We start from the raw sequence: 12,966 nt of genomic DNA, 5'->3' as shown, positions 1-12,966 counted from the left end.
AGGAACTAACCTGATTTGTAAGTGAGCTTGTGAAGCTTAAGTGAACAGCATTGCCCGGGCGCAGGACAAATCGTCTTTTCCGGAACGATTTTTCTGCCGCCGGAGGGTGTACAGCTATTCCGGCTTAAACCGAAAATGCAGAGATCGTCACGGGCATTCCCCCGTGATAAAGTGAAAACAGCCGCATGATAAAGTGAAGTCAGAAATTTAGGGCGCAAAGCTATACAGAAAACGAAGAAAGGAGCCGTCGATATGGAAAAAGAAATCGGAAAAAAAGAAGACACGCTCAATCCCGGGGCTGCATGCCTCTTTCAGCTGCCCATTCCTGAGCCGGTCCAGAAGGTACTCGATACGCTGAACGCCAATGGCGAAGAAGCGTGGCTGGTCGGCGGCTGCGTACGCGACAGCCTGCGCGGGATCGCGCCAAACGATTATGACATCACGACGACACTCCGTCCCGAACAGGTGATGGCCCGTTTCGAACACGTCGTTCCCACGGGAATCGAACATGGCACCGTTACCGTTTTGCAGGACGGCTGTCCGATCGAGGTGACGACGATGCGTAAAGAAGGGGCGTATCGCGATCATCGCCATCCGGACGCGGTTTCCTTTACCCGCGATATTCGTGAAGATCTCGCTCGCCGCGACTTTACCATTAACGCCATGGCCTATCATCCCGAAAAAGGGCTGATCGATCCGTACGGCGGTATCGATGATTTGAAAAAACGCCAGATCCGGGCGGTCGGCGATCCGAAAGTGCGTTTTGAAGAAGATGCCCTTCGCATGTTTCGCGCCTGGGCTTTCGCGGCCCGGCTTCAGGGCACGATCGAAGAAAACACGCTCAAAGCCATTCATGAAAAAAGCGCTCTTTCTTCCACACTGGCTGCAGAGCGCGTCGCGCCGCTGATCGAAACGGTTCTGCGCGACGATCCACGCCTGATCGAACCGATGGCGGATCTGCTTCGACCCTGGATTCCGGAAGTGGAAGTAATGGCCAGTACGCCGCAGTGTACCCCGTATCATTACGGCGGGGTGCTCACGCATACCATCGATGTGCTGCGCTATTTGCCTCATCGCGATCCCGTTCTGCTCTGGGCGGCTTTGCTGCACGACTGCGGCAAGCCGGATGTGCGCTTCCACGATGAAAACGGCCGCGACCATTTCCATGGTCACGAACAGGCGTCGGCCCGACACGCCAAAGTCATTCTTTCCCGTCTTAAGCTGCCAAAACAGCTGCAGAAAGACGTGGTGAAACTGATCCCGGATCACGATACGTTTTTTCGACCCGCGTACCAGAGCCTCTATCGAATCCTGGTCCAGAAAGGATATACCAAGGCACTGTTTGAAAAGCTGATGGATTTGCAGGAAGCCGACATTGAAGCGCACGCGACCAAGGACCGACGCGAACGCCTTGACCTCTTCCGCGCCTATTTTGAACAGGAAAAGGACAGGCATCCCTTTACCATCGCCGAGCTGAAAATCAACGGCGATGACGTCATTGCCCAGACGCATCTCCAGGGCAGTCAGCGCCGGGATGTTCTTCTCGAAGTGCTGCATCAGGTCATTCTCCATCCTGAATGGGAAACCCGAGAAGATCAGCTTCGCCTGCTCAGATCGGCAGAAAAAGTCGTACGCAATGCCCAGAAGAGCAAGTAAGGCACTGCAAGGCTCTGTAACACTCTGTAAAGCTCTGTGACACTTTGTTTTGGTTTTTGTTTTGTAAAAATGGACGACGGTTCATGCGTCATTTCATGGCTAAGGAACACCGTCTGGATGAAGAAAGAAATCAGGCGCCTCAAAAAGGCGCCTGAATTTATTAAAATGGGGTACAGATTGTATGGTCCAGGCCGGATTTTAAAATCCCGGGCCATGCGGGAAAGATTTAAAAAGAAAAAAGGGGAAAATTATGAACGGATTTCTTGTGGCTTTAATGATTGTCATGATCGTGCTGCTGGCGCTGGTCGGCTACGCGGTGTATTCGCTGATGAATTCAGTCAGCGATCTGTATCACATCGTGGAAAAGGACGGCGACTACAAGGAGATTCATCTGCGGCGCATGGGCAGCCAGCTGGAACAGGTACGGCTCGATACGAGTTCTGCCCGCGAACGCTCGGAAGATCTGGCGGATGAAGTCCATTCCATTACCCAGGTCATGGCCAACGCCAAACGGCGCGGGACCTGGGGCGAATACCAGCTGGAATCCATCGTACGGACGTATCTTGGGGACAGTCCGTATTTGTATAGCACGCAGTACCATCTGAAAAACGGACGCATCAGCGACGGCGCCTTTCATATGCCGCAGTCCGATCAGGTTCTGTGCATTGACTCGAAATTTCCAATGGAAAATTACCTGCGGATGTGTGAAGAACCCGAATCGGCGGAGTATTATGAAAAAGAATTCAGAAAGAATATAAAGAAACACATCGACGATGTAGCCGATAAATACATCACGGAAGAGACGCTCGATGAAGCGCTCCTCTTTATCCCCAGCGAAGCGGTTTACGCCTACCTTTGCGGGGAAGGAGCGATGCTGCAGCAGTACGCGCTCTCCCGCCATGTGCTTCTGGTTTCGCCGACCACGCTTTGCGGCGTCGTCTTCTCGCTGCAGGCATCGGCGCGCAGCTTCTACCGCGCGGCCAATATGGAAGCGTTCGAAAAGGAAGTCCGTTCGCTGGAAATCAAGGCCACCATGCTTTGCGAAAACGCCGGCAAGACGTGCCGTACGAGCGCCCTTTTACAAAAACAGCTGGCCGCTCTGCAGGAAAGCGCGGAAAAGCTGCTCGCGCAGATTTCGCAGAACGCCGATCCGGTGTTCAGCGACGATCAGAGCTTTTACGATTTTGACGGCGAAGACTAAAAAGATACTGCACTTTCGACGAATTCTTAATTTTGAAGATAGCTCCAAAGGCATAGGCAGCCATCGCAAAACAAAATAAAACAATGGAAAATGCGTGATTCGAGGAAATGGAGGGGATCATTACCAGCATGAAATCCATGAGTGAACTAGCACACGACTTTCTTCTGGACGTCCTTCATGAGCAGGCGATCTGCGTGGACGCAACGCTCGGTCTGGGCCGGGACTCCCGCTTTTTTCTTGATCATCGTGCGGCGCATGTCTTTGCCTATGAAGTCCAGCCGGAGCTCTATGCGGCCAGCTGCGAAAAAATGACTGGTCCGCGCATTACCGCCTGGCTGCATTCCCACGAATTTATGAAAGAAGACCTTTCTGAATACGAAGGGCAGATCGATGCGGTGATCTTCAATTTTGGCTATGACCCCCATTGTCTGCACGGCGTATCCACTCTGCCAGAAAGTTCTGTAAAAGCCGTGAACGCGGCGGCAGATATGCTTCGGCCCAAAGGCCGGATGGCTCTGGTTTTCTATCCGCTCGCGCCAGGCGATCAAGAACGAAAAGCGGTTATGGAAAGCCTTCTTTTACGTGACGATCTCGAACTGCTCGAGTGTCGGCGCCCCGATCGCGAAGCCTGTCCCGTTCTGCTTTGCGTTATCAAACGATTTTCAAAATCCGCATCCCGCCCGGACGTTTGAAGGAATATAATCTAATCAGGATACTAATATCAAAAATATTCAATAATAATAATAAGCATAATAAACGAAAAAAAGTGCCAAAAGCGCTATAACCTGAGTACCGGAAAGAAGCCCCGCTTTCCAGCACAGATGATCCGAACGCGAGTCTTTCCCTTTGCCTGATTGTCAAAGTTTCCCGTTGGGAAGCCCGCCTTGCGTTCTGGGGACAGGCTGCAGGCAAGCCTGAATGCCGCTGCGTCATACAGCGAAACGGGAATAGGTACTGAATATGGATAATACAAATCACAAACGTGTAGCGGTCACCAAGTCACAGCTGACCCATCACTGGCAGGAACGTCTGAATGGAAACAATCTGACCGAAATGGTCATGCGCTATAAAGACGCGGATTACTTCCGCCGCAAAGATCCGACCCTCGATCCGGAAACTAAGATTTATGAGCACATCGTCAAGGAATCTGAGCCGGGCGAAGGCCATCTCAACTGGGGGCACATTACCCTGTATCCGGGCAAGGTGGATGACCAGTACTTCTGCACGAAAGGTCATTTTCACGTCAATCCGGATGCGGAAGAATATCTGCTCTGCATGAAAGGAACCGGTCTGGTCATGTTCCTCAGCCGCGACGGCGAATGCTGGTGCGAAGAACTGGAAGAAGGCAGTCTCCACAAGATTCCGTCGAACATTGGACGCCGCCTGATCAATACCGGCGATGAACCGCTGATGCTTTCGCAGTGTCTGCCGAGCAATGCCGGCTTCGATTTCGATTCAATCGACGAACATCCCTTCACCTGTCATGTCTATGACGACAACGGCGAACTGGCCATTGAAGTGGATGTCGAAGATACTCCGGAATCCGTGGACGCGCTCCAGGAAGAAGACATTATCGCCTTTTTAAAGTCGTAGGATTTCAAGTCCTGAGAAATCGGGACTTTTTCTTTTGCCGAAAAAACATCCGCAAACCGCAGCAGGAGAGCGGAAAATCCACTAAGCGAAACGGCACCAAATTTTACTTTTTTCCGTACTGAAAATAATTGTGTGCTATCCTTTCGTATACAAATGGACGCCTGTCCTTTTTACAGCACGTTTTCGTGGAGGCGTTCACCGACAAAAACGGAGAAATTCGTCCGTTTGCACGATCAGGAGGTACACGATGGAAAAGACACTGTCCGCCGGCAATCCACTAGGCACCGAGAAAATTTCGAAGCTGCTGTTTCGCTATTCGTTCCCGTCCATCATCGCGATGCTGGTGAGCTCGCTCTACAACATCGTTGACCAGATTTTTATCGGCCAGGGTCTTGGCTATCTGGGCAACGGCGCGACGACGGTCGTCTTTCCGCTTTCGACCATCTGTCTGGCAATCGCCCTGCTTTTAGGCGTGGGTGGCGCGTCCTGCTACTCGCTGCAGCTGGGCGAAGGACGTCCGGATGAGGCGGCAAGAACGGCCGGTACGGCGCTCAGCTTCATGTTTTTAAGCGGGCTGATTTATCTGGTTCTTGGCGAGCTGAGCATTACGGCTCTGCTGCCGGTCTTTGGCGCCACCCCGGAAAACTACGGCTACGCGCTCGAATACTCCCGCGTCATTTTGCTTGGCATGCCCTTTCTCATTGTCAGCAACGGCATTTCCCAGCTTTGCCGGGCGGACGGTTCGCCTTCCTTTTCCATGTTTTTCATGGTGGTCGGCGCTATTGTCAACTGCATCCTGGACCCGATTTTCATTTTCGTCTTTCACTGGGGCATGGCCGGTGCGGCGTGGGCGACGATTATCGGCCAGATCGTGAGCTTTGTCATCGCACTCTTTTATCTGCCGCGCTTCAAGCATGTGCATATGAATGCGGACAGCTTCAAAATCCGCATGGCGCCGCTGAAGAAAATCTGCAACCTGGGTATGGCTTCAGCGCTCAACCAGGCGGCGGTTCTTGTGGTTCAGATTTTTCTGACCAACATGTTCAAGTACTACGGGTCCCTGTCCGTTTACGGCGCCAATATTCCAATCGCGGCCAGCGGTGTGGCCTTCAAGCTTAACGGCCTCTTCATTTCCGTCATTGTCGGCATTGCGCAGGGCCTTCAGCCGATTGTCGGCTACAACTATGGCGCCGCGCAGTATGGGCGCGTGAAGGAATGCATGGTCAAGGGTCTGATTTCGGTCGTCGTTTTAGGAACGCTTGTCGAAGTGCTGTTTCAGTGCTTTCCCAGACCGCTCATTCTTCTGTTTGGAACCGGCGATGAACTGTACGTCCGCTTTGGTGTGATCATGCTTCGCGTATACCTGATGGGCATCTGCATCCAGGGCGTTCAGTCGCTCAGTTCGACGTATTTTGCGGCCATCGGCCAGCCGGGCAAAGGGGTGTTTGTCTCCCTCTCCCGCACGATCATTTTCTTCATTCCGCTCGCCTTCGTCTTTTCTTTGATGTGGGGAATTGAAGGACTGGTCGTTTCCCAGCCGATCGCCGATCTGCTTTCCGCTCTGCTCGCGTTTATTCTCGTGCTTCGCTCATGGAAGCAGATGAAGCAGCTCAAGGAAGGCGTCATCGAAAACCGGTTTTAGGCACAGAGCTCTCACTTTCGGAAGGTTTTCCTCTTTCCAGAGTTCTGCCGGAGTCTTTGAAAATTCAATACTACGCAAAAATGGTCTTTTCCTCTCGCCCGATTCGGCGACTGGAAAAGACCATTTGTTTTTTTCTTTTTCAAAATGGTGAGGACTGTCCTGCCTTTGGCTTCCGCGTTTGGAGCGCTCAGTGTCTGGCTGAGCCCGACTTTGCGGTTCCAGTTGGAGTGCTTTCTGGCGCGGGATTTCCCTTCGGTTCATCTTCGACTTTGACGAGCGCCTGACGAATGCGGTGTCCCTGAATGCGCCGGATCTGAATGGACAGCGGTCCGATGCGGGTTTCAAGCTGGCTGCCGTCTTCGGGAATGTAGCCCATGGAGCCGAGCACGTAGCCGGAGAACGTTTCAAAATCATCAAGGTGCAGGTCCATGCCCAGCGCCTTGGACACATCGTCCAGATCGGCTTCGCCGTTAATGCGCCAGACGCCGCGCGGAAGCCGGACGATATCCGCCTGCCGCTTTTCTTCCTCTTCGGACAGATCGCCGAAGAGCTCTTCGATAATGTCGTGCAGGGTGACCAGACCAACGACACCGCCGTATTCGTCGAGAACGATGGCGATGTACGTGTGGCGCTGCTTCATCATGCGCAGCAGCTCATCGGCGGTATTGCTTTCGGCAACGAACAGCGGCTTGTCGACAGTGTGATCGAGAATGGTTTTCTTGCCCCAGCCGTTCAGACGGAAATAATCGCGGGTATCGAGCACGCCGACGATATCGTCGTCGCTTTCGTTGGTGATCGGATAAAACGTATGCCGGTTAGCCATGATGATCTGCTTCCACTTGGACGGATCTTCCTTCATGGACAGGCACACCATATCGGAACGGTGGGTACAGATTTCATCGAGCGACGTGTCGTTGAGATCGAGCGCGTTTTCGAGTACTTCGCGCTGTTCTTCCATTTCCGGAACCGAGGAAGCCTCAATCAGACGGACGAGTTCATCGTCGCTGTCCGCGGCTTCTTCCGGCAGCCAGAAAAACAGCTTGAGCAGCGGTTTCTGCAGGGAATTCATGCTGGCGGAAGAAAAGTGAATGCGTTTGGAAAGATGCACCCAGATCAGACCAAGTATCAGTTCGATCGCCATGAGAATCCAGAAGGAAGCCGGGCCGTTGAGCACCGCCGCTACCGCAGGCAGCTGGACGAGCAGCCAGGCGCTGAGCACTTGAAAGAGCAGAGCGAGAAAGAGATCCATGGCCGTATAGCGGGCGTCATCTGCCGGCTGCATGGTCAGAGTCAGAAAAAAGAGGGCTGCCGCAAACGAAAGAATGGACAGACTTATATACACCAAGAACATCAGCTCCATTTCCAGAATTTTAAACAGAAGATTGTATGGAAAAATACGATTTTGAAAGTCGATTTTTTCCTGTTAAAAAAAGTGTTGTTCCCTCGAAAGGTGAACTGATTATACCATGCACCGGTTTTTTGAAAACGGGCGCACAGAGCGCTCAGAAAAAGCTGGAAAGATGCGTCATTTTGCGCGTCCGGGCAGAAAAAAATGCCTGCTTCCCGAAAAAGCAGGCAAAGAAAACAAGGGAGAAAAGCAATACGATAAAACAGGTTTCGGATCGCGCCGCTAGATGCGCGTTGAGGCGTTTTCCGAATTTGGCATCGCGGCAAGCGAAGGCTGCAAAGAGGAAGAACCCAGGGCGCGCAGCAGCGTCTGCCGGGTGATGATGCCGATGAAGATGCTGCGATCATCGACGACGGGAACGAAGTTCTGGTGGAGGGCGGTTTCCAGAATGTCGTCAATGGAAACGCTGATGTTGACGGGCGGCATGAAGTCGTCGCGAATCAGGTCGGTTACTGTATAGGATTCGAGCGTCTTTGCATCCGCGCCTTTCTGCAGGATGAACCACAGGAAGTCGCCTTCGCTGACGGTGCCGACGTATGTACCGTCCAGACCGATGACCGGAATGGCGGTATAGCCGTGTTTGTACATCAGTTCGAGGGCTTCGCGAAGCGGAAGATTCTCGTAGAAGAAGACAAGATCTTTTTTAAAGGTGAGATAGAAAATAATGTTATTGTTCATGGAATTCCTCATTTCCAAAATCATTCTAAAAAAGAGATTTCAAAGGATTAGCGCCTAAATATGTGAAGATGACGAAAGCGCATACACGTCAGAAAGGACCCCAAATTTTACGAGACGATTTCGGCGAAATTCGAAATCGCCTTATTTAACGGATAATTGTGCCCGAATAATTCTAAATTTCTGACAACTGGTCCAAAATATAGACGAATGAGAGAAAAAAGAGAGACCACACTCTTCCCATAATCGGAATCAAAGCGGATTTTTCGGGCTTTCTGGCGATGGAAAAGGGGCTGGTCTTTTACGGAAAGGAAACTGAGACGATGAACCCCTTTAATTCTTCTGCGCATCGATTTTCGCACAGAGTGCGAAAACGGGCGAGAACGATGTCCAGGATTTTAAACCGCGCCCTTGTGCTGCTTCTGATCCCGCTGCTGACGGCATGCGGCGCTTCTTCCGTCGAGGATGCAAGCCGGTCGCAAAGTTCGATTTCCATTTCGCAAAGTCAGCAAACGTCTTCCCTGCAAAATGAGTCCAGTCTGTCTTCGCAAAGTTCGCAAACGGCCGCGGCAGACAGTCAAAGCGAGCCGTACGCGCCTGGCTACGACTTTACCGCGGACGACATTCCGCCCTATACCGGAAATCCGGTGGCAATCATTCATGAAAACGTCCCGTTTTTTGAAGAAAACGAAGAAACGACGCAGGCTTTCCAGCATTACTTCGATCTGGATGCGTTTGGCCGAGCGACTATGGGCTACGCCTCTTTAGGTCAGGAAATCATGCCGGAGGAAGATCGCGGCGATATTTCGTCCGTGCATCCGACCGGTTTTGAAAACAAGGAATATCCGTTTGTGGAAAACGGCTATGTGTACAACCGCTGCCATCTGGTGGCTTACATGCTTTCCGGTCAGAACGCCAATCCGCGCAACCTCATTACCGGAACCCGGACGATGAATACGAAAGGCATGCTTCCGTATGAGACACAGGCCCGGGACTATATTGAACAGACGGGAAACCACGTCATGTACCGGGTTACCCCAATTTACAAAGGAAACGATCTGGTTGCTCAGGGTGTCCTGATGGAAGCCAAATCTGTCGAAGATGACGGAAAGGGACTGCAGTTCTGCGTCTTTGCGTACAACCGCGAACCGGGTGTGGCCATCAATTATGCTGACGGATCTAATGAAGCGGACGGAACCATCGCCGTCGGCGGAACGGGTCAGGAACAGGCCGCTCCTTCTGGCGACGATGCCCAGGCACCCGCCCAGGCTCCGGCTGCCGAAGCGTCCTACGTCTGCAATACGAATACGCATAAGTTCCATCACCCCGACTGCAAGTCCGTCGCGGATATGAAACCGAAAAACCGCAAGGACGTCGTTGCCAGCCGGGATGCGCTGATTGCGGAAGGCTATCAGCCCTGCAAACGATGCAACCCGTAAGTGCGCCCAGTCCGGCAGTAAAAAACGTGAAAAAATGAGGAAACAGAAAAACGGAGTGTCGAAAACCGGTCGGCACTCCATTTTTACTGCGCAGAACATAGTTTCGGATTCGAAGAGATCCATTCGGAAAATGGCGCAGAAGAAGGGAAACGGCAAAGTCCAGAGGCGGAATATTCCTGCAGGAACTGGGATGGCAATTGAATCTTTGACAGTTTTTCAGGTGAAAAAAGTCTATATCTTCTTTATATAAAGCGAAAATATCCTTTTTAGTTTTTTTGCAAATCTGTAGCTACACATTTTGGTTCTGTTTTCCTGCAGGATGTTTTTTCTTTGCGCAGCCATTGAAACTTTGACAGTTTTTTTGGCCTAAAAAGTCTGTATTTACTTTATGTAAATCGGATATCGGGCTTTTGGCTTTTGTCGATCTGTAGCTGCACTTTTTGTTCTGGCTTTCCCGCATACCATTCTCCGTTTGTCTGGCGCGGATCATCTGATTTCCCTTTTCCTGCGCAATGTGGAGTTCCGGATTCGAAGAGATCCATTCAGAAAATGGCCTGGAAGAAAGAAAGCGGTGCAGTCCAAGGGCGGAAAATTCCTGCAAAGACTCGCGTCGCCATCGAATCTTTGACAGTTTTTTTAGGGTAAAATGGGTGTATATGCTTTATGTAAAGTGGAAATCTCGTTTTTTTACTTTTGTCGATCTGTATCTACGCTTTTGGCTCTGCTTGCCCCTATACCATTTTCCGTTTGCCTGACGCGGATCGTCTGATTTTTCTTTTTTACTGCGCATGGTATAGTTCCTAATTCGAAGAGATACATTCTGAAAATGATCCAAAAGAAGGGAAATGGTGCAATCCGGAGGGGAAAAATTCCTGCAGGGTACGACGCTTGAAATTTGTTTGTCATCCTGCGGGGACTTGCGCTATAATCCAAAAGATCAAATTGATCATCACCATGGATCTGGACATCAGGGAGGTAAGTGAATGAATCCAAAGTCGCTTCTCACTATGAAGGATTTATCCAATCAGGATATCCTCGATATTCTCAATGATGCGAAGGTTTTTTATAGTTCTCAATCAGATTGGCAGGTTCCTGTTTCATCCAGGAAACTTACTGCTAATCTTTTTTTTGAGCCTTCGACTCGTACACACTACTCATTTGAAAGCGCGGAATACCAGCTTGGACTGCAGGCCGCCGACTTCAACCCCGAATCGTCTTCGCTGACAAAGGGGGAAACGCTTTACGATACCGTGCGCACTTTTGAGGCGCTCGGCTACGGTGTTCTGGTCATCCGGAGCGCCCAGGACGAATATTTCCGCGAACTGGAAAATATTGAAGTTCCCATCATCAATGCCGGAGACGGCAAGGGCAATCACCCGACACAGTGCCTGCTCGATCTGCTCACGATTTACAACGAATTTGGCCGCCTTGATCACCTCAACGTGCTCATCTGCGGCGATGTCGCTCACTCCCGCGTTGCGGCCAGCGACAAGGAAGCCCTCGAACGCTTCGGCTCGACAGTCCGCTTTGCGGGACCGAAAGAATGGGAACGCGAAGGCTACCCGTTTGTGGATCTGGACGAAAACATTGAATGGGCTGACGTCCTCATCCTGCTGCGCATTCAGCGTGAACGCGGCGCCCGCCTCGAAAGCCTGAGCGACGAGGAATACCTCAGCCGCTACGGCCTGACGAAAGAACGGGAAAAGCGCATGAAGGATCATGCGATCATCATGCATCCGGCGCCGGTCAATCGCGGCGTGGAAATTGATACCGATCTGGTGGAATGCAGCCGCAGCCGCATTTTCCAGCAGATGAAAAACGGGGTCCTCGTCCGCAAGGCGGTTGTCCGCCGTGCTCTCGGCTTCGAGCCTTTTGGCCGAAGCAAGGCCTGAGCCATAAAAAGCCGGCGAAACCGGCCAGAAACACTTACGAATCCAGGAAAGATAAGACGGAGCCTTCCGTTAAATCTACGATAAATAAGAGAAACCCGAATAAAGGAGGAAATCTCTGTGAACACGAAACCCGCATTTTCCGGGCTTCACCCCATCAAGATCAAGAACGCCCGCATCTTTTATGACGGTTCGCTTCAGAATCTGGAAATGTTGTTTGATCAGGAAAAAATCCTTCAGATCGCGCCAGAAATTGAAGTCGATGACGATGTGGAAATTATCGATGCCAAGGGCCTGGCTGTACTGCCCGGTCTGGTTGATACCCACGTGCATCTGCGCGAACCAGGCTACGAAGCCAAGGAAACGATTGCCGCGGGAAGCCGGGCGGCGGCTGCCGGCGGCTTTACGACGATCTTCGCGATGCCAAACCTTCGCCCGTATCCATCAACTGTAGAGACGATGGAACCGTATCTGGAAAAAATCGCGAACGATGCCGTTGTACGCGTGATTCCGTTTGGAACAATCACCGACGATGAAGCCGGCAGGACGCCGACCGACTATGCGGCGCTGAAAAAACTCGGCATTCATCAGTTTTCGGATGACGGCGTCGGCGTAGCGAGCGGCGATGTCATGCAGGAAGCCATGAAAAAGGCAGTGGAAGCCGATGTGCTCTTTTCCTGCCATACCGAAGACATGAACTATCGCGCGCCGGGCGCTTCGGTGCATGAAGGTCCGTACGCGAAAAAGAATGGCTGGATCGGTATTCCGAGCGCCTGTGAAAGCGCCCAGCTCATTCGCGATCTCGGCTATGCACGCCAGATTCCGGTGGCTTACCATGCGGATCACATTTCCGCAAAAGAAAGCGTGGAAGCACTGCGGCAGGCCAAGCGCGACGACGTCAACTGCACCGCCGAAGTGACTGCGCATCATCTGCTCCTGGAAGACAGGGACGTTCAGGATGCGATGGAAAAAATGAATCCGCCCCTGCGTTCGCATGAAGATCGCATGGCGCTGATTGAAGGGCTGGAAGATGGAACGCTGGATTTCATCGCTAACGACCATGCCCCGCATACGATGGAAGAAAAAACGCGGCCGATGGACAAGGCGCCCTTTGGCATCGTTGCTCTCGAAACCGCCTTCCCGCTGCTGTACACCGAGTTTGTGGACCGCCAGAAACGCTGGAGTCTGAAACAGCTGCTGGAGTGGATGGCCGCAAAGCCCGCGAAGCGCTTCGGTCTGGAAAAGACCGGCGAGCTGCGCGAAGGCTATCGCCCGGATTTCTTCCTGGCGGATTTTGATCGAACCTACACCATTGACCCCGCCGATTTTGAATCGAAAGGGAAAAATACGCCGTTTGGCGGCTGGACAGCGAATGTGTGCGTCATGCAGACGTGGTCGGAAGGCCGCCCGGTATGGACCAGAAAGGATAAATAAATAGAGAGGACAAATAAATAGAAAGGATA

The 12,966-nt window shown here is 51.9% G+C and carries 10 protein-coding genes; 8 read left to right on the top strand and 2 right to left on the bottom strand.

Features of this window, described 5'->3' with window-relative positions; all coding sequences use genetic code 11:
- Window positions 1-252: 252 nt before the first annotated feature.
- The 5 genes from Q2J39_RS03665 to Q2J39_RS03645 all read left to right on the top strand — a co-directional run bounded on the left by Q2J39_RS03665 (window position 253) and on the right by Q2J39_RS03645 (window position 6,092).
- Window positions 253-1,656 (top strand): CCA tRNA nucleotidyltransferase, encoded by a 1,404-nt coding sequence (locus Q2J39_RS03665; RefSeq protein WP_288339144.1) that lies wholly within the window; start codon window positions 253-255, stop codon window positions 1,654-1,656.
- Between the two features lie 250 nt (window positions 1,657-1,906).
- On the top strand, window positions 1,907-2,857 hold the full coding sequence (rmuC, locus tag Q2J39_RS03660; protein WP_230266922.1) for a DNA recombination protein RmuC: 951 nt from the start codon (window positions 1,907-1,909) through the stop codon (window positions 2,855-2,857).
- A gap of 137 nt (window positions 2,858-2,994) precedes the next feature.
- On the top strand, window positions 2,995-3,549 hold the full coding sequence (locus Q2J39_RS03655; RefSeq protein WP_288339143.1) for a class I SAM-dependent methyltransferase: 555 nt from the start codon (window positions 2,995-2,997) through the stop codon (window positions 3,547-3,549).
- 268 nt (window positions 3,550-3,817) lie between these two features.
- Window positions 3,818-4,450, top strand: a complete 633-nt coding sequence (locus tag Q2J39_RS03650) for a glucose-6-phosphate isomerase family protein (protein WP_230266920.1) — start codon at window positions 3,818-3,820, stop codon at window positions 4,448-4,450.
- Window positions 4,451-4,697: 247 nt separating this feature from the next.
- Entirely contained in the window at window positions 4,698-6,092 is a 1,395-nt protein-coding gene (locus Q2J39_RS03645; RefSeq protein ID WP_230266919.1) for an MATE family efflux transporter, read from the top strand.
- Window positions 6,093-6,279: 187 nt separating this feature from the next.
- On the opposite strand, the gene Q2J39_RS03640 is transcribed toward Q2J39_RS03645, so the two are convergent.
- A complete protein-coding gene (locus Q2J39_RS03640) occupies window positions 6,280-7,452 on the bottom strand; it encodes a hemolysin family protein (RefSeq protein WP_300968114.1) in 1,173 nt (390 codons plus the stop codon).
- 270 nt (window positions 7,453-7,722) lie between these two features.
- Window positions 7,723-8,178 carry a CBS domain-containing protein gene (locus Q2J39_RS03635; RefSeq protein WP_230266916.1) on the bottom strand — a complete coding sequence of 152 codons (456 nt, stop codon included), beginning with the start codon at window positions 8,176-8,178 and terminating at the stop codon, window positions 7,723-7,725.
- Between the two features lie 383 nt (window positions 8,179-8,561).
- On the opposite strand from Q2J39_RS03635, the gene Q2J39_RS03630 reads away from it, so the two are divergent.
- From Q2J39_RS03630 to Q2J39_RS03620, 3 genes are all read left to right on the top strand, one after another.
- The gene (locus tag Q2J39_RS03630; protein ID WP_288339142.1) at window positions 8,562-9,614 is read left to right on the top strand and encodes a DNA/RNA non-specific endonuclease; all 1,053 of its coding nucleotides are present in this window, start codon (window positions 8,562-8,564) and stop codon (window positions 9,612-9,614) included.
- 983 nt (window positions 9,615-10,597) lie between these two features.
- Window positions 10,598-11,506 carry an aspartate carbamoyltransferase catalytic subunit gene (locus tag Q2J39_RS03625; protein ID WP_230266914.1) on the top strand — a complete coding sequence of 303 codons (909 nt, stop codon included), beginning with the start codon at window positions 10,598-10,600 and terminating at the stop codon, window positions 11,504-11,506.
- 117 nt (window positions 11,507-11,623) lie between these two features.
- Window positions 11,624-12,937: a dihydroorotase gene (locus tag Q2J39_RS03620; protein ID WP_288339141.1), complete on the top strand. Its 1,314-nt coding sequence runs from the start codon at window positions 11,624-11,626 to the stop codon at window positions 12,935-12,937.
- Window positions 12,938-12,966 lie beyond the last annotated feature (29 nt).

It is taken from the genome of uncultured Allobaculum sp., from assembly GCF_948576815.1.
Lineage (GTDB): Bacteria > Bacillota_I > Bacilli_A > Erysipelotrichales > Erysipelotrichaceae > Allobaculum > Allobaculum fili.
This window is presented reverse-complemented; position numbering and strand designations above follow the sequence as displayed.

Excerpts from the sequence above, each read along its gene's own strand:
- Q2J39_RS03665 (WP_288339144.1), top strand. The coding sequence starts at position 253 with ATGGAAAAAGAAATCGGAAAAAAAGAAGACACGCTCAATCCCGGGGCT.
- rmuC (WP_230266922.1), top strand. The coding sequence starts at position 1,907 with ATGAACGGATTTCTTGTGGCTTTAATGATTGTCATGATCGTGCTGCTG.
- Q2J39_RS03655 (WP_288339143.1), top strand. The coding sequence starts at position 2,995 with ATGAGTGAACTAGCACACGACTTTCTTCTGGACGTCCTTCATGAGCAG.
- Q2J39_RS03650 (WP_230266920.1), top strand. The coding sequence starts at position 3,818 with ATGGATAATACAAATCACAAACGTGTAGCGGTCACCAAGTCACAGCTG.
- Q2J39_RS03645 (WP_230266919.1), top strand. The coding sequence starts at position 4,698 with ATGGAAAAGACACTGTCCGCCGGCAATCCACTAGGCACCGAGAAAATT.
- Q2J39_RS03640 (WP_300968114.1), bottom strand. The coding sequence starts at position 7,452 with ATGGAGCTGATGTTCTTGGTGTATATAAGTCTGTCCATTCTTTCGTTT.
- Q2J39_RS03635 (WP_230266916.1), bottom strand. The coding sequence starts at position 8,178 with ATGAACAATAACATTATTTTCTATCTCACCTTTAAAAAAGATCTTGTC.
- Q2J39_RS03630 (WP_288339142.1), top strand. The coding sequence starts at position 8,562 with ATGTCCAGGATTTTAAACCGCGCCCTTGTGCTGCTTCTGATCCCGCTG.
- Q2J39_RS03625 (WP_230266914.1), top strand. The coding sequence starts at position 10,598 with ATGAATCCAAAGTCGCTTCTCACTATGAAGGATTTATCCAATCAGGAT.